This is a genomic window from Pontixanthobacter rizhaonensis (assembly GCF_012972675.1).
In the GTDB taxonomy this organism is placed as follows: domain Bacteria; phylum Pseudomonadota; class Alphaproteobacteria; order Sphingomonadales; family Sphingomonadaceae; genus Pontixanthobacter; species Pontixanthobacter rizhaonensis.
Map to the genome: position 1 here is coordinate 308,863 of NZ_JABCRE010000002.1, position 16,400 is coordinate 325,262.

General features: G+C 55.1%; 14 protein-coding genes. 10 read left to right on the forward strand and 4 right to left on the reverse strand.

All coding sequences use genetic code 11. The features are described from left to right. Positions 1-98 precede the first annotated feature (98 nt). The gene (locus HKD42_RS01350) at positions 99-842 is read left to right on the forward strand and encodes a TorF family putative porin (RefSeq protein WP_170009584.1); all 744 of its coding nucleotides are present in this window, start codon (positions 99-101) and stop codon (positions 840-842) included. A 64-nt stretch (positions 843-906) separates the two neighbouring features. On the opposite strand, the gene HKD42_RS01355 is transcribed toward HKD42_RS01350, so the two are convergent. After that, positions 907-1,659 carry an SIMPL domain-containing protein gene (locus HKD42_RS01355; RefSeq protein WP_170009586.1) on the reverse strand — a complete coding sequence of 251 codons (753 nt, stop codon included), beginning with the start codon at positions 1,657-1,659 and terminating at the stop codon, positions 907-909. 91 nt (positions 1,660-1,750) lie between these two features. Between HKD42_RS01355 and HKD42_RS01360 the strand changes: the two genes are divergently transcribed. Next, entirely contained in the window at positions 1,751-2,188 is a 438-nt protein-coding gene (locus HKD42_RS01360) for a VOC family protein (RefSeq protein WP_170009588.1), read from the forward strand. A 13-nt stretch (positions 2,189-2,201) separates the two neighbouring features. Here HKD42_RS01360 and nhaA read toward each other — a convergent pair whose 3' ends face one another. Beyond that, positions 2,202-3,422: a Na+/H+ antiporter NhaA gene (nhaA, locus tag HKD42_RS01365; RefSeq protein WP_170009590.1), complete on the reverse strand. Its 1,221-nt coding sequence runs from the start codon at positions 3,420-3,422 to the stop codon at positions 2,202-2,204. A 99-nt stretch (positions 3,423-3,521) separates the two neighbouring features. Between nhaA and HKD42_RS01370 the strand changes: the two genes are divergently transcribed. From HKD42_RS01370 to HKD42_RS01390, 5 genes are all read left to right on the forward strand, one after another. Further along, positions 3,522-4,910, forward strand: a complete 1,389-nt coding sequence (locus tag HKD42_RS01370) for a glycosyl transferase family protein (RefSeq protein WP_170009592.1) — start codon at positions 3,522-3,524, stop codon at positions 4,908-4,910. After that, positions 4,907-6,019, forward strand: coding sequence for a hypothetical protein (locus tag HKD42_RS01375; RefSeq protein WP_170009594.1), 1,113 nt, complete (start codon positions 4,907-4,909; stop codon positions 6,017-6,019). The genes HKD42_RS01370 and HKD42_RS01375 overlap by 4 nt, the downstream gene beginning before the upstream one ends. Before the next feature lie 98 nt (positions 6,020-6,117). Beyond that, positions 6,118-7,032 carry a sulfite exporter TauE/SafE family protein gene (locus tag HKD42_RS01380; protein WP_170012009.1) on the forward strand — a complete coding sequence of 305 codons (915 nt, stop codon included), beginning with the start codon at positions 6,118-6,120 and terminating at the stop codon, positions 7,030-7,032. Next, entirely contained in the window at positions 7,029-7,784 is a 756-nt protein-coding gene (locus tag HKD42_RS01385; protein WP_170009596.1) for a TIGR02186 family protein, read from the forward strand. The genes HKD42_RS01380 and HKD42_RS01385 overlap by 4 nt, the downstream gene beginning before the upstream one ends. A gap of 75 nt (positions 7,785-7,859) precedes the next feature. Further along, a complete protein-coding gene (locus HKD42_RS01390; RefSeq protein WP_170009598.1) occupies positions 7,860-9,527 on the forward strand; it encodes an ATP-binding protein in 1,668 nt (555 codons plus the stop codon). A gap of 12 nt (positions 9,528-9,539) precedes the next feature. On the opposite strand, the gene HKD42_RS01395 is transcribed toward HKD42_RS01390, so the two are convergent. Beyond that, positions 9,540-10,289 carry a 7-carboxy-7-deazaguanine synthase QueE gene (locus HKD42_RS01395; protein ID WP_170009600.1) on the reverse strand — a complete coding sequence of 250 codons (750 nt, stop codon included), beginning with the start codon at positions 10,287-10,289 and terminating at the stop codon, positions 9,540-9,542. A 227-nt stretch (positions 10,290-10,516) separates the two neighbouring features. Continuing rightward, positions 10,517-13,366, reverse strand: coding sequence for a valine--tRNA ligase (locus tag HKD42_RS01400; protein WP_170009602.1), 2,850 nt, complete (start codon positions 13,364-13,366; stop codon positions 10,517-10,519). A gap of 119 nt (positions 13,367-13,485) precedes the next feature. On the opposite strand from HKD42_RS01400, the gene HKD42_RS01405 reads away from it, so the two are divergent. From HKD42_RS01405 to HKD42_RS01415, 3 genes are read left to right on the forward strand one after another with little or no spacing between them, the layout of a single operon-like run. Further along, entirely contained in the window at positions 13,486-14,598 is a 1,113-nt protein-coding gene (locus HKD42_RS01405; RefSeq protein ID WP_170009604.1) for an ABC transporter permease, read from the forward strand. Further along, positions 14,598-15,440: an ABC transporter ATP-binding protein gene (locus tag HKD42_RS01410; RefSeq protein WP_170009606.1), complete on the forward strand. Its 843-nt coding sequence runs from the start codon at positions 14,598-14,600 to the stop codon at positions 15,438-15,440. Before HKD42_RS01405 ends, HKD42_RS01410 begins: the two co-directional genes overlap by 1 nt. A 9-nt stretch (positions 15,441-15,449) precedes the next feature. Beyond that, positions 15,450-16,400 (forward strand): MlaD family protein, encoded by a 951-nt coding sequence (locus HKD42_RS01415; protein WP_170009608.1) that lies wholly within the window; start codon positions 15,450-15,452, stop codon positions 16,398-16,400.

Consider the following 16,400-nt stretch of genomic DNA (forward strand, 5'->3'; position numbering starts at 1 on the left):
GATTATTTCATATTCGCACGAGAACGCACATTAAAACGAGGCGGCCGGTGAATATGCAGGTGGGACGAAGCAACACCTAAACCAAGGAACTAATTGGTATGCTAACGTCCATCCGCGGTCTTACCGCAGTTACTCTCGCAGCTTGTGCTGCAATGTCTTCTACTACTGCTTTTGCGCAGGAAGAAGAATCATCCATCTCCGTTTCCGCAAATGTTGCGATGACCAGCGAGTACCGCTTCCGCGGTGTTGATCTGTCTGGTGGCGAGTTCGCCATCCAAGGCGGTGTCGATGTCGCTCACGATTCGGGTATTTATGTTGGAACCTGGGCATCGTCGCTCGATGAAACGACGGTCGGCTTCGGTAGTACAGAACTCGACATCTATGGCGGTTGGAGCGGCGAAGTCGCTGAAGGCGTCAGCATCGATGTCGGTGTCATCCAGTACATCTATCCCGATGCAGGTCCCGGTGATTTCGATTACACCGAATTCTATGGCTCCGTAGGTTTCACTTTCGGTCCGGCAGAAGCCACCGTTGGTGTGGCTTATGCGCCTGACCAAGATTCTTTGGGCAGCACGGACAACACCTATGTCTACACTGATTTGGGCATCGGAATTCCGGACACCCCGCTGACAGTTACGGGTCACCTCGGTTACACCGATGGCTTCTTGACCTTCACAGGCGACAGCAAAGCGTTTGACTGGTCGATTGGCGCAGAAGCGGCCATTCCAGGCACACCTCTTACGCTTGGTGCAGCCTACACTGGCGCAGAAGGCGATATCGTCGCTCCTGCGTATGACTTTGTCGACGATGCATTTGTCGTAACGTTGAGCGCCAGCTTCTAAGAAGCCGCGTACATAACCGGGCCCGTCCCGCTCACCATGGGTGAGCGCGGCGGGCCTTGTTGTTTTAGTCCAGAGAAAAGTCGACGGTCGTGACGACCCTCACCTTTTTGTAGGGGGTATCGCTCACTCCCCAGCCACCAGCTTCCCCGTCGCGGGCATCGATAGAGAAGTACCCTTGGGTGGCTTTGCGTATTTTGCCGACACCCGTCCCACTGTCAGAAGCGAATTGCTCGGCGGCTGCTCTGGCGTCTTTGGTCGCTGCGGCAACCATATCCGGCTTGATTTCATCCAGTTTGGTGAATGTGTAGGCCATGCCCGAACCATCTTCTAACACCACGCCGCGGCGAACCAGTTCAACTTGCCGCTTAACTGCGTTTTCCGCCCGTTCAATATCTGTTGTGCGCAGGGTCAAGCGTTGACGCACTGTGTATCGGGGAACGCCGCGATCAGAATAGAAAGAGACATTGACGCCGGTTGGTTGAAGCGCCTCTTCGGGAAAACCGATTTTTTTGAAGAATTCCTCGATCGACTTGGTGTCTTGATCGACCGCTGCTTGGGCCGATTGTAGATCCGGCGCGCTGGCAGAATAGGCGACTGTCCATGTGGCCAAATCCGCTGTCACCTCGCGCTCTGCCAATCCGCGAACCGTCACGGATCGATCAGCCTCTTTCGCGCGGACAAGCCCGTCGCCAAGCAAAAAGCCCCCAGCTATCAGTCCAATCGCTATAATGGTTGAGGCACTTAGCCAGAGCCGGGTCGTTTGCTGTTGCCAAAAGGGGGTGGCGGTTGGGGGTGTTTCACTTGTAGTATCAGTCATCTTGGTTCCTCTCGGCAATCGGTTGAGCGACGTGGCTCAATTGAAGAATTTCCGATGAACTGTGCTTGAATAGCGACGAATGGAGTTTCCAGTGACTAAATATCTGCACAGTATGATCCGTGTGACCGACCCGGTTGCGACGGTTGAATTTTTCAAGTTGATCGGATTGGAGGAAGTGCGGCGTTTTGATGTGGAAGCTGGACGTTTCACGCTCATCTTTCTCGCCGCACCGGGGCAAGAAGGTCTGGCTGAGGTTGAACTTACTTACAATTGGCCCGCCGAAGATGGCAGCGACGCAGAAGTGTATGACGCGGGTCGCAATTTCGGCCATCTCGCTTACCGGGTGGAGAATGTTTACGAGACTTGCCAACGCTTGATGGATGCTGGGGTTACTATTAACCGGCCCCCGCGCGATGGGCACATGGCGTTTGTCAAATCACCCGACGGGATATCTATAGAACTGCTTCAAGAAGGCAGCCTGCCGCCGCAAGAGCCTTGGGCGAGCATGGAAAATACAGGCAGCTGGTAGCACCAGCGCTGATTTAGGCAGGGTCGGATTCTGCAGTTCGATCGTTGGGGTGTGTTGTGGTCAGCCGTAGAACCACATACCCCAACACTGCGGAAATAACCGATCCTGCCAGAATGCCGATTTTTGCCTCATCGATTAACAAGCGATAGCCTGGAAATGCCAGCTCGCCGATGAATAGCGACATGGTAAAGCCAATGCCGCACAGGATCGAAATCCCCCAAATCTCTGTCCAGCTTGCCCCTTTGGGTGGCTTAGCGAAGCCAATTTTGGCAGCGATAAAGATACAGCTAAAGATACCCAGCTGTTTGCCGACAACCAAACCTGCTGCAACCGCTAGCGGCAGTGGATCGAGCATCTTATCCATACCTATGCCGCTGAGATTAACGCCCGCATTGGCGAAACCGAAAATCGGAACAATTGCGTAGGCGCTCCATGGGGCCAAGCCATGTTCCAGCTTTTCCAGCAGACTGTTCCCATCTTTGCGGTGCATTGGAATGGTCAGGGCGGCGGCAACCCCAGCGATTGTTGCGTGAACCCCCGAACTCAGGACGCAAACCCACAGCAGTAATGCCGCCACAATATAGGGCCATGTTCTGCTTACTTGTGCGCGATTCATGGCAATCATGCCGCCAAGCACCACAAGAGAAGCGACGATCCACATCAATTCCTGTGATCCGATCTCGGAATAAAAGATGGCGATCACGAGCACCGCGCCAATATCGTCGACAATCGCAACAGTCAGTAGAAACAGACGAAGCGAAGCAGGCACCCGGCTGCCGAGTAGCCCCAGCACGCCCATAGCAAAAGCGATGTCAGTCGCTGCCGGTATAGCCCAACCCCGGATAAGCTGCGGCTCCCCGCCGGCAATCACCAGGTAAACAGCTGCTGGCACGAGCATGCCGGCGACAGCTGCAAGTACCGGCAATCGGCGCTGCTCTGGTGTCGCCAACTGACCGCAGACGACCTCTCGTTTTACTTCCAGACCAACCACGAAAAAGAAGATCGCCATCAATCCGTCATTGATCACATAGTGAAGCGACTTGAGTTTTTCGTGAGGATACCAAGCGAATGTGTTGTTGAACAAAGCATCATATTCGCCCGCAAGGGTTGAGTTTGCCGCTAGCATGGCAGCGGCAGCCACCAAGATGAGCAATATACCAGCGGAAGCATCGCCAACGAACAAGGCCCGGACGGGAGCGAATACAGAGCGGAGGGGTAATTTGTTATCTGCCATATGTTCAGTCCCTCTTTCGCAATTCTTTATCCGTTGCAAGGGGTGGCTACGTCGGATAGTCTATTTTGTGATGAGGACCTCACGGGCAGGGGTCAAAAAATGGGTGATTTCACTGCATGGCAGTGGTTTGTGCTGTTTCAGCACGAGTTGCTTTTATTCGCTGGAATTTTTTTTCTGATTGGTTCGCTGGACGAGCTTGTCATGGATTGTGCCTGGCTTTGGCTGAAACTCACTGGTCAGGCGGTTACCGCGACCTATGATGACACAAAGCCCATCATGCAGTCAGAATGCGCAGCGGTTTTTATCCCAACATGGCAGGAAGCGAGCGTTATCGGTTCGACGGTCCGCCACGCTTTGTCAGTCTGGCCCGATGCCAAGCTAAGGGTATATGTTGGGTGCTATTGCAATGACCCTGATACTATTGGGGCCGTAATCTCGGCTTCGTCTGGTGATCCTCGTGTTCGGGTCGTGGTCCATGATCGGGAAGGGCCGACAACGAAGGCTGATTGTCTGAACCGCCTCTATCAGGCGCTGATTGATGATGAGAAGCGTCACGGAATTAAGACAGCCCAGATCATACTGCATGATGCAGAAGACATGGTCGACCCGGCCGCGCTTCCCATTATTCAAAATGCGATACCGCACTATGATCTTGTGCAGCTTCCCGTCCTTCCTGTGAAACAGCCGGATTATCCTTGGATATCGGGTCATTATCAGGAGGAGTTTGCCGAAGCGCATGGCAAGGCAATGGTTGTGAGAGACGCTTTGGGAGCGGCCATGCCTCTCGCCGGTGTCGGATGTGCGATAGCACGTCCTATGCTTGGTAGGTTGGCGGCGACAAAGGCCGACCGGATGCCGTTTTCAGCCGAATGCCTGACCGAAGATTACGAGCTTGGTCTGGGCGTAGCAGAGTTGGGCGGCAGGTCACGTTTCATCCGGCAGCGTCATCGCAATGGTGATCTGGTCGCCACTCGTGCATGTTTTCCGGGACGGCTTGAAGAATCCGTCCGCCAAAAGACCCGCTGGATACACGGTATCGCTTTCCAAAGTTGGGATCGGCTTGGGTGGAAGGCACAGCCTAGTGAAATTTGGATGCGGTTACGCGACCGGCGGGGGCCGTTTACGGCATTGGTGCTGGCAATAGCATATGTCCTTCTGGTTCTGTCGGTTTTGAGCTGGACCTTAAGCGCAAACGGTTTTGGGGAGCCGTCATCATTGACCGCAGCTCTGAAGACCATTCTGTTCCTCAATTTTTTGAGCTTTATATGGCGAGCATGCATGCGTTTCGCGTTCACCACGCGCGAATATGGCTGGCGTGAGGGTCTTTGGGCTGTGCTGCGTATTCCGGTGGCCAATGTCATTGCGATTATGGCCGGGCGCAGGGCGTTGGCCGCATATCTATCCACTCTGAAGGGTAAATTGCCTCAGTGGGATAAAACCGACCATCTAGCGCATCCCGCATCAATGCGAGCTGAGGGCACAAGATGATCCCTGCTGTTCGGCGGCCTAAAGGCCACCCGCTATATGCTTTGGCCGGCGTGATCGCGCTCTATGTCGGAGTTCGGATTGTTTCGTGGCAATCACCGTTTCCCTCTGCGGATCCGCTGATAGATGAGGCCAGCGGTGAAATCATTCCCGATTTGCATCAAAGTGCCGACGCCTCATCAGAGATAGAGGTTCTGCGCTCGTCTGCTCACATTTTGAGCCAACCAAATAGCCGTGATCAGGCCATTCTAGGTACAGACTTCGCGAAGCCAGCATTTGCTTTTACAAGTCTCAGCTCACCAAGTTCCTTGCCGGCATATGTTGAAACCTTTGATACGCCATTGACCCAAGCACCCATCAGTGGTGCGGGCGAGGGTGCCGCGCCCCATTCCTTGACCGAAAATGCTACCTCCAATCAGCTTATTCGCAGCGACCCGGGTGAGCCCTCTTCCAGTAAGTGGTCGATGGATGGTTGGTTGTTTTACAGGCCTGATCGCGGGTTGGATCGGAGAGGGGTGAACGGGGTTCGGCCCCCTCTCTATGGCGCCAGCCAAGCGGGTCTTATCCTGCGATATCAGATTGCGCCTGGTCAAGGACGAGAACCGGCAGCTTACGTTCGCGCGACAGCTGCATTGGATGATAACCGGCAACAAGATATAGCCGGAGGTGTTTCCGCAAAACCGCTGCCGAATATTCCCGCAATTGTTGCAGCGGAGATCAGGGTGAGCCGCCAAGAGGGTAACACCGAAATCCGCCCCGCAATTTTCGCCTATACTGCGATTGATCCGCAGCCTTTGCCCCATGATTTTCGCGCAGAACTATATGGCCAGGCCGGATATGTCGGCGGGGATTTTGCCACTCCTTTCGTTGATGGCGGTTTGCGGGTGGACCGTGAAGTGCGGTCATTTGATATGGGCCAAATTCGGGTTGGGGCGGGCGTTTGGGGCGGAGCTCAAAAAGATACCGGGCGGTTGGATGTCGGACCGGCGGTCACATTTACTGTCGATATTGATGGTACGCCGGTTAGGCTTGCCGCCGATTACCGCCACCGCGTCGCTGGCAATGCACAGTCCCAATCCGGAGTGGCAATTACGGTATCTACTGGCTTTTAGGCGCCGCAAAGCGGGCTCTTGATAATTCTGGCATATTGCGCCCGCGCTGGCTTCCCACCCTAACTGTGGTGGGTTAAGGATGCGGCATGGAAGACCTTCTGCCTGTCTATCTACCCATTGCCAATTTGTCGGTGAATGGTGTGGTTATTGTGCTGCTTGGAGCGCTGACTGGCATTTTGTCCGGGTTGTTTGGCGTTGGCGGCGGGTTCCTGACCACCCCTCTGCTGATCTTCTATGGCATCCCGCCAACCGTCGCTGCTGCGTCAGCATCAACGCAGGTCACAGGTGCCAGCGTGTCCGGAGTGTTGGCCCATTCCAAGCGCAAGGGGGTGGACTATAAATTGGGGGCTGTAACCGTCGTCGGCGGCCTACTCGGGGCTGCAATCGGCGCTTTGCTGTTTCGCTTCTTTCAATCAATCGGCCAGATCGATGTCGTCATTAATATCCTGTATGTGGTGATGCTTGGGGGGATTGGTGCGTTGATGGCGAAAGAAGCTCTGGGTGTTATTCTACCCAAGAAAGAGGTGGAGGCTGTAGCCGCGCCCAACCGGCGGCATCACCCGCTGGTAACCGCGCTTCCCTTGCGTTGGCGTTTCTATCGATCAGGTCTCTATATTTCTCCGTTGGCGCCGCTCTTTCTGGGTGTCATTGTTGGCATTCTGACCATGCTTATGGGGGTCGGGGGCGGCTTCATTTTGGTGCCGGCGATGCTCTACATTCTCGGGATGAGCGCCGGGGTGGTTGTTGGCACGTCTTTGTTCAACATTCTGTTTGTCACCATCGCGACAACGATGATGCATGCTCTGACTACGCAAGCCGTTGATATTGTGCTGGCAGGTTTGCTGCTGTTCGGATCGGTGACAGGCGCACAATTGGGGACATTGATTGCGCAAAAGGCCAAACCCGAATGGCTGCGGTTAATATTGGCGGCGATTGTGTTGCTGGTTGCCTTTCGGATGTTGATCGGCCTTGGTTTCCAGCCAGACGAGATTTACACGGTTATGCCGTTATGATCCGTTCGCTTTTCCTTCTGCTGTGCTTCGTATCGCTGTCAGCCCAGCGCGACCCCATTCTTGTGCCAGAAGTCTCCCAGCATGAGGTGCAGATCGAGCAAGGGTTCGTTGGCCAAGAGCTATTGCTGTTCGGGGCTATTCTTGACCCATCAGGGACACGGGCAGGGCAAGAATACGATATTGTCGTAGTGTTAAAAGGGCCGACCCAACCCATCCGCCTGCGGGAAAAAGACCGTATCGGTGGTATCTGGATCAACGCGGAAAGTACCGCATTTCGTTCGGCCCCATCCTTCTTTGCGGTCGCATCATCCACTGACATCGCCAGCATTGTTGATGAACGAACCGCTGCAATTTATGAATTGGGTCTGGATTTCATTCAGCTCTCCCCCAGCGGCACAATTGATCCGGAAGAACAGGCCCGGTTCACCGAAGGCTTTGTAGATTTGCGGCAAAGACAGGGGCTGTTCAAAGAGGACATGGATGGCGTCCAGATCAACGAACAAGTGTTGTATCAAGCACGGATATCGCTGCCCTCCAACGTGCAGACCGGGCAATATACGGCAGAGACATTTGCGATTTCACGGGGCAGGGTGATAGCATCTGAAATCGCGGAAGTTGAAGTGCGCAAAGTTGGCTTTGGCCGATTGGTGGAAATCTTTTCTCAGCGCCAGTCGCTTCTTTACGGTCTGTTCGCTGTGTCGCTGTCCATCCTGATGGGATGGGTTGCTGGCCGGTTGTTTGCCATGATCTAGGCCAAGCATTGACGCGATATTAACCTTCCTGACCCTAGGGATACCGCGAACAATAGAGCATTGAGTGGGCGCATTATGGGTGATTTGGGTAATCAGAATTTTCAGCAACCGGCCCCTGCCGCCTCTGCTGCAGCGGCCGATAATGCGATGCAACCGATCGGGGTCGTCCTGGAAATCGCAGGCTCCGGCTCGCAAATCGCTCTGGATCTTCAACGCCTGAACGAGTGTATGCAGGATCAAGATCCTTCGATTGCACTGGCAGGCCAAGTTGGTAGCCAGATCAAAATCCGCGTGGGTGATACTTGGCTGCTCGCCAGCGTCCGCAACCAGCGGCAAGACCGCCGCGCCAATGGCGGTGTTCTTGCCAATATCGACTTTCTTGGCGAAGGTCAGGAAGAAAAGCTGACCGGTAAAATCCGCAGCTTCCGCCGCGGTGTCACGCGTTATCCCGTTCCCGGCGCGATGATTTATCCGGCAACGACGGCTGATCTGCGGCAGATATACGCCAGCGATGGCCGCTCCAACATTCAGGTTGGGACTGTGTACCCGACAAAAGACATTCGTGCCGGCATCTATATTGATGCGATGCTGGGCAAACACTTCGCGCTGCTGGGTTCGACCGGTACCGGTAAATCGACTAGCGCTGCCTTGCTCCTCCACCGGATTTGCGAAGCTGCGCCAGACGGTCATATCGTTATGATCGATCCGCACGGCGAATATTCCGCTGCCTTCAAGACCAATGGTCAAATCCTCGATGTGAACAATCTGCAAATGCCATATTGGCTGCTGAATTTTGAAGAACATTGCGAAGTTTTGCTGACGTCCAATGGCAACGAGCGGCAGATTGATGCAGACATCCTTGCGCGATGCTTGCTGGCTGCCCGCAGCAAAAACCGCTTGGCTGAGAATATGGGCAAGATCACGATTGATTCCCCGATCCCGTATTTGCTGTCTGATCTTGCAAACGAGATACAGAACGAAATGGGCAAGCTGGACAAAGCCACCTCCAGCGCCCCGTTCATGCGGCTTAAAAACAAACTTGATGAGCTGAAGAACGATCCCCGTTACCAATTTATGTTCTCTGGAATGTTGGTCGGCGACACGATGACAGATTTCATTTCCACCGTGTTCCGGATGCCGGGCAATGGGAAGCCGATTTCGATTATTGATGTGTCGGGCGTTCCCTCTGATATTACCTCTACCGTGGTGGCTGTTCTCAGCCGCTTGGTGTTCGACTTTGCAATTTGGAGCCGGGAAGAGCAAACCCGCCCCATCCTGTTGGTCTGCGAAGAAGCCCACCGATACGTTCCGAATGAAGCCAATGCTGATGGTTCTACGGTCGGCAATATCCTTGGCCGGATTGCCAAAGAGGGCCGGAAATACGGTATTTCGTTGGGCCTGATTACCCAGCGACCATCCGATTTGGCGGAAGGTGTGTTGTCGCAATGCGGCACGATCATTTCGATGCGCCTCAACAATGACCGCGACCAAGCGTTTGTGAAAGCTGCTATGCCGGAAGGTGCGCGCGGCTTCCTCGATTCCATTCCCGCATTGCGTAACCGCGAGTGTATTATTTGCGGCGAGGGTGTCGCCATTCCGATCCGTGTTTCCTTTGACAATCTGGAAGAAGTCAAACGGCCCGCATCGGAAGATCCAAGCTTTGTGGAGCTATGGAATGCGCCCGGCGGTGAGGAAGAAGCGGTGTACCGTACGGTCGAGCGCTGGCGTTCCCAAGGGGTGTAAAAACGTAGGGGTTCACGTCCCTCTTGTATCTCCGAATAGATGGATATGGAGCCGGTCGCTCATCCGGAAGCCGTGTTTTAAGCAGCTTTGTGTTATCCATTGCTCACGTGTGCGGAGCGTCTCGCTATCCGTGCCCTCGGGCATCAGAAAGACGCGGGCTTTGGGCAGCGCATGGGCACGGACCAGGTCGGCTACTTCGTCTACATCCGCTTCACTGGCGACCACAAATTTGAAGAATGCCCGTTTGTCGATCGAATAGCTGCGCAAACGTTCGGGTATCAATGCGAGGTCAGCCGCGTTGCCGCTATGCGCCAGTTTCGGACTGACATTATATTGGTCGACCCAGATGTCGACGCCGCCGGGCGCAGTGGTTGTGCCGTTGGTTTCGATCTCGACTGTCATGTCTGGCAATTGTTTGAGCAATTCGGCCAATGCAGGTGATTGCAGCAGCGGCTCCCCGCCAGTGATAATGAGCCGGTTCTGGCCATGCGCTTCGATACGCGCGGCCACATCTGCAATATCGAGCGTCACCTGATTGGCTTTACGGTCAAACACCGCATCATCACGGTGCGGGCGTGGCGGGTTTTGGGCATCGCCTTTAAACCGCCAAGTATAGGCGGTGTCGCACCAAACACAGGCGAGATTGCAGCGCGACAGGCGGATGAACGTGCAGGGCATACCTGCACTGGGACCTTCACCTTGCACAGAGGCAAAGATTTCCGGCCCCCCATCATCGTCAGTCGCGAGCGTTAATTGCGCCATAGGGATCGAATATTTCCTACGAAGGTGACAAAGTTGACACTGTGTCAACCGGAACAAACATATCTAATACGCTGAAATATTGAAGTTTTCAGCATTATATCAAAGTTGACACTTAGCTCAGCGGACTGCCCCCGTGGTGCAAGGGGATGAAGGGCGATCAGCTGATGTAAACCTGTGTCGCTCTTATGCCATGAAACGGCGCGGTAGGAAAATACCCACCATCTGGCTTACCCCAAGCGTGCCAATGCTGCCGTGATCCGCTCCACCTCTGCACTGTGATGGGCGAAGTCGGCCTTGGCCTTTTCGACCGCATCGGGTTTGGCCCGTTCGACGAAGTTTGCGTTGGATAGGCGGCCTTCGAGCGACTTGGCTTCTTTGGCAGAAGCCTCCAGCGCTTTATTCAGGCGTGCTTTTTCGGCGTCGATATCGACCAGACCTTCCAGCGGAATAATCAACGTGTCGGAACCCGCCCCGATTTGCATTGCCGCGCCATCGGGCGCTTCGCTGGTGTGGATCGTGGTGATCCGGGCCAGCCGTTCGATCGCGGCGGAATTGCGCGCGATGGCATCTGCGGCAAGCGCGCTCGGCGCGGGGCAATAGGCTTCCAGCTTTTGACCGGGCGGTACGCCGAGCTCGTTCTTCGCGCCGCGTACAGCCGATGTAAGTCCGATCAGCCATTCGACTTCGGCTTTCGCATCAGCATCCACGCTCGCGCTAAACTCTGGCCATTTGGCTGTGATCAGCGGGTAATTCGCGCGGTCGGCCTGTGCATTCCATAGCTCTTCTGTGACGAAAGGCATGAAGGGGTGGAGCATGACCAGAATCTGGTCGAGCACCCAACCGGCAACGGCTTTGGTTTCGTCGTCAAAGTTCCCTTTCACGAGTTCGATATACCAGTCGCAGAATGTGTCCCATGTGAAGTGGTAAATGATATTGGCCGCGGCATCGAAACGCAGATCGGCCATCGCGGCATCAAGCTTAGCAAGCGTTTCCGCCACTTCGCCAATGATCCAGCGATTGACTGCGCTGGTCGCGGCGGGCGCTTCCAACGTGGTGCTGCCGCCAATGCCATTGGATTGGCAGAAACGGGTGGCGTTCCATAATTTGGTGGCGAAGTTGCGGTATCCCTTGACCCGCTCATCATCCATTTTGATGTCGCGACCCTGACTTTCCATTGCGGCCATAAAGAACCGTAACGCATCCGCGCCATATTGGTCGATCAGGCCAAGCGGATCGACCACATTGCCTTTCGATTTGGACATTTTGGAACCGTCTGCCGCGCGGACCAGACCGTGCAGATAGAGCCGCTTCCAAGGCGCCTGATCAGTCAGCTTCATCCCCTGCATCGCCATCCGCGCATCCCAGAAGAACAGGATATCAAAGCCGGAGATCAGCAGATCATTGGGGTAGTGCTTTTGATAGAGCGGCGCGTTCTCGTCGGGCCAACCGAGCGTGGCAAAAGGCCACAGACCGGAGGAGAACCATGTGTCGAGGACGTCTTCATCGCGCCAAAGGGCTACTGTCTTTTCGTGGCCTTTAGCTAGGATACCGCTGGTGATTAAGTCTTCGTAGCTGTCAAAAACTGCTACTTGGTTGAAGCCTACCTTACTGTAGATTTTTTCTGCTTGTAAGGAGACGTCTTGTTCATCGATGCCGACAAATGTTTCGCAGCCAATTTGTCCGCTAAAATCATAAGAAATTTTATCGCCAGACACTTTTGGTCCAAACCATGCCGGAATGCGGTGGCCCCACCACAATTGGCGTGAGATGCACCACGGCTGGATATTCTCCATCCAGTGGAAGAAGGTTTTCTCCCAGCTTTGCGGGATAATCTCGATATCGCCATTGCGCACGGCTTCCATCGGGCGGGCCGCGAGTTTTTCCGCATCGACATACCATTGATCGGTGAGCCACGGTTCGATCACCACACCGCCGCGATCACCAAAGGGCGTGGCGATAGTGCGCGGTTCGGAATCGAGTTCGAGTTCCTCACCCTTTTTCGTTTTGGTGATGTGCGGGATCAGCAGGCCAAGCTCTTTCAGCTGCTTGACCACCAGCTCGCGCGCGCCGTCGGTGCCGTCCCGCTTGAAACGGTGCAGGCCAAGATATTCATCGGGCACCAGACCGTCTGCCGTCTGGCAGACATTGGCCTCGCTATCCAACATATTGAGCATATCGCCCGCAGCGATCCCTGCGCGTTTGCCAACTTCAAAATCGTTGAAATCGTGGCCGGGTGTGATCTTCACCGCGCCGCTACCCAGTTCAGGATCAGCGTGTTCATCCTCAACGATTTTCACGCGGCGGCCGGTAATCGGCAGAACAACTTCCTTGCCCACAACGCTGGCATAGCGCTCGTCAGTCGGGTGCACCGCAACCGCCATATCGGCCAGCATCGTTTCCGGGCGTGTGGTGGCAACTTCGATATAATCGCGGCCATCCGCCAAGGTCACACCGTCTGCCAGCGGATATTTAAAGTGCCAGAACTGGCCCTTAATATCCTGCGTTTCGACTTCCAGATCGGAAATCGCGGTTTTCAGCTTCGGGTCCCAGTTGACCAAGCGCTTGTCGCGGTAAATCAGGCCGTCATTGTAGAAATCGACAAAGGTTTTCAGCACCGCTTTGCTGAAATGCTCGTCCATCGTAAATTGCTCGCGGCTCCAATCCATAGAGCAGCCGAGGCGGCGCAATTGCCCCGTTATGGTTCCGCCGCTTTCCGCCTTCCAGTCCCAGACTTTCTGGACAAATTCCTCGCGGCTGTAATTGGTCCGCTTATCCTGCTTTTCCTCCATCTGGCGTTCGACCACCATCTGCGTCGCGATGCCCGCATGGTCTATTCCGACCACCCACAGCGCATCTTTACCGCGCAGCCGTTCATAACGGATCACGATGTCTTGCAGCGTATTGTCCAGCGCATGGCCAATATGCAGCGATCCGGTGACATTTGGCGGCGGGTTCACAATGGTGAAGGGCTGCGCATCCGGGCGTTCAGGCCGGAACAGGCCGTTATCTTCCCAGTGGTTATACCACCGCTGTTCAATGGAAGATGGATCAAAAGTCTTTGAAAGTTCGCTGGTCATGGTGGTTTTCTGTAGAATTTCTGTTCTGTCGGTAGCCGCCTTTGCCAGCGGCAGAGTTTAGAGGCAACCGGCCACTTGCGGCTTGTGATACAAATGATTTCAACGCATAGCTTACCAATATGAGTGACGGTGCCCAGTTCAGTTTGGAAGATGACGCCACTGGCGGCTTCCGTCTGGTGCTATCCGGCCCGTATCTGGTCTCCACAATTGGCGGTTTGAACCAGCAATTGCGCGCCATTGCCGACCCTGTTTCCGTCATTGATCTGTCGCAGGTTACTGCGATCGATACGGTAGGGGCATGGTCGGCCTGCAGTTTGGCGGCGCGCCATGGGGCATCAATCGAAGGCGCGGATGAACGCAGCCAGCGTCTGCTCGATGCGGTGCAAATGCGCGATTCGTCTGGTGATATACAGCGCAAAGAAGCGCCGTTCTGGCAGCGCATCCCTTCTCATGTTGGCGGTTTAACGCGAAATCTGCTGCTCGGTATTGCCGGGGTGGTTGGCTTTTTGGGCCAGATCATTCTCGCAGCGGGCACGCTCATCCGGCATCCGGGCCGCTTTCGCGGTAAGGCTCTGATCCGGCAGCTCGAACTGGTCGGGGTTAGCGCGCTGCCTATCGTTGGTTTGATGAGCTTCTTGATCGGGATTGTGATTGCCCAGCAGGGTGCTGTCCAATTGGCACAGTTCGGGGCGGAAACGCTGACCGTCAATTTGGTTGGCCGGATCACTCTGCGCGAATTGGGCGTTTTGATGACTGCTATTATGGTGGCGGGCAGGTCCGGCTCTGCCTTTGCAGCACAGATCGGGACAATGCGGCTTACCGAAGAAGTGGACGCAATGCGGACGATCGGCATTTCCCCGATTGAAGCCTTGGTGATGCCGCGCATTCTGGCCTCTGTCCTGATGATGCCGCTGCTGGGGTTCTATTCGGCTGTGGTTGCCATTGTGGGCGGTGCCGTGATCGGTGACTTGGCCTTGGGTGTGCCGTTCTGGACGTTCCTTGAACGGATAAAAGACGTTGTGCCGGTGCATGATCTGTGGGTTGGGTTGATCAAGGCGCCGGTGTTCGGGCTGATCATCGGATTGGCCGGCTGTTACCAAGGGATGCAGGTTAAGGGCGATTCCGAACAGGTCGGCAAGCGCACGACAGAAGCTGTGGTGTCGGCTATCTTTATGGTGATCGTGGTGGATGCATTCTTTGCGGTCTTCTTCACTGAGATCGGGTGGGGCTGATGCAGCAGGATGATTTTCCGGTTCGCATATCGGGCTTGGTCAACCGGTTCGGTGACCAAACGGTTCACGATGATCTGACGCTGGATGTCCGCAAGGGGGAAATTCTGGGCGTGGTCGGCGGATCGGGCACCGGTAAATCTGTGCTTATGCGCTCGATCATCGGGTTGCAGCGCCCCGTCGCTGGCCAGATCGAAGTGTTTGGCAATTCTATCACCGATGCAGAACCGGATGAAGAAATCGGCGTGCGTTGCCGCTGGGGCGTGTTGTTTCAAGGCGGCGCGTTATTCTCCACGCTGACCGTGGGCGAGAATGTGCAAGTTCCCTTGAAACAGTTTTACCCAGAACTGGGCCGAGAATTGCTGCGAGAGATTGCGCAATACAAGGTGATGCTATCCGGCCTTCCGGCGGATGCAACGTCCAAATATCCGGCGGAATTATCAGGCGGAATGAAGAAGCGTGCCGGTCTGGCCCGCGCACTGGCGCTTGATCCTGAATTGCTGTTTCTGGACGAACCGACTGCAGGCCTTGATCCCATCGGTGCGGCCAAGTTTGACCAGCTCACCAAGGAGCTGAAAGAAACGCTGGGGCTGACAGTTTTTCTGATCACGCACGATCTCGATACGCTGTATGAAATCTGCGACCGCGTTGCGGTATTGGCGGATAAAAAAGTGATTGCGGTGGGCACTATCCCGGAACTGCTGGCGACCGATCATCCGTGGATCCAGGATTATTTCACCGGTCCGCGCGGCCGCGCTGCGCAGGCGGCACAGGCACGGGAAAGCAAACGCGCTATGTCGAGTAATTCCAGAGCGATGGACAAGCCGGCCGGTAAAGGGGCATAAGGACAGACTATGGAAACGCGGGCAAATCATCTTTGGGTCGGTGCAGTTACCTTGGTTCTGCTGGCTGCGCTGGCTGCTGGCATCGTGTGGCTCGCCCAATTGGGGCAAGGCCAGCAGAAGCAGTATGATATTCTGTTCGGACAAGATGTGTCCGGCTTGGCAACGGGGTCGCAAGTGTCCTTTGCCGGTGTCCCTGTCGGGCAAGTCAGCGATATCAAGCTGTATGAAGAGAATCTCGAATTCGTTCGCGTGCGGATCAAGGTGGAGAGCGATATTCCAATTCTGATCGGCACAACCGCCACGATCCAAGGGTCGTTTACCGGCGTATCGACGATTTTGCTGGAAGGTGCCCGCAATGGCGCCCCGCCAATTACCTGCGAAACGACTGCGTGTTTTGAAGCGGATATCCCGCAGATCCCGCCAAAATCGGGCGGCTTGGGCGCTCTCTTGTCCAGCGCACCTGTCTTGCTGGAACGCTTGGCAACGCTGACTGAACGCATGACATTGCTGCTATCTGATAAAAACCAGCGCCAGCTCGAAGCTATTTTGGAAAATACCAACAAGGTGACAGCGGGCTATGCCGAAAGCGGGCCGCAATTCACCCGCACGATGGCAGAGTTGGAAGGCACTTTGGCAGAGGCTTCCGAAGCGTTGGACGCGTTTGAGAAGGTTACAAACTCCACAGATAATTTGCTCAATCAAGAAGGTGCAGCACTGGCCAAGGAACTGCGCGGGACATTGGCATCTGCCAACAAAGCAGCCACCGCGCTGACGACCACACTGGAAGATACACAGCCCGCCACCCGGCAATTGGTCACAAAGACTTTGCCTGCAGCAGAAGCCACTCTTGAGGACTTAAGGGCCACAAGCAAGGCGCTTCGCAACGTGACCGAACGGATTGAAAATGAAGGGGCAGGGTCGCTGCTCGGTGCGCCATCCTTGCCGGAGTATGAGCCGTGA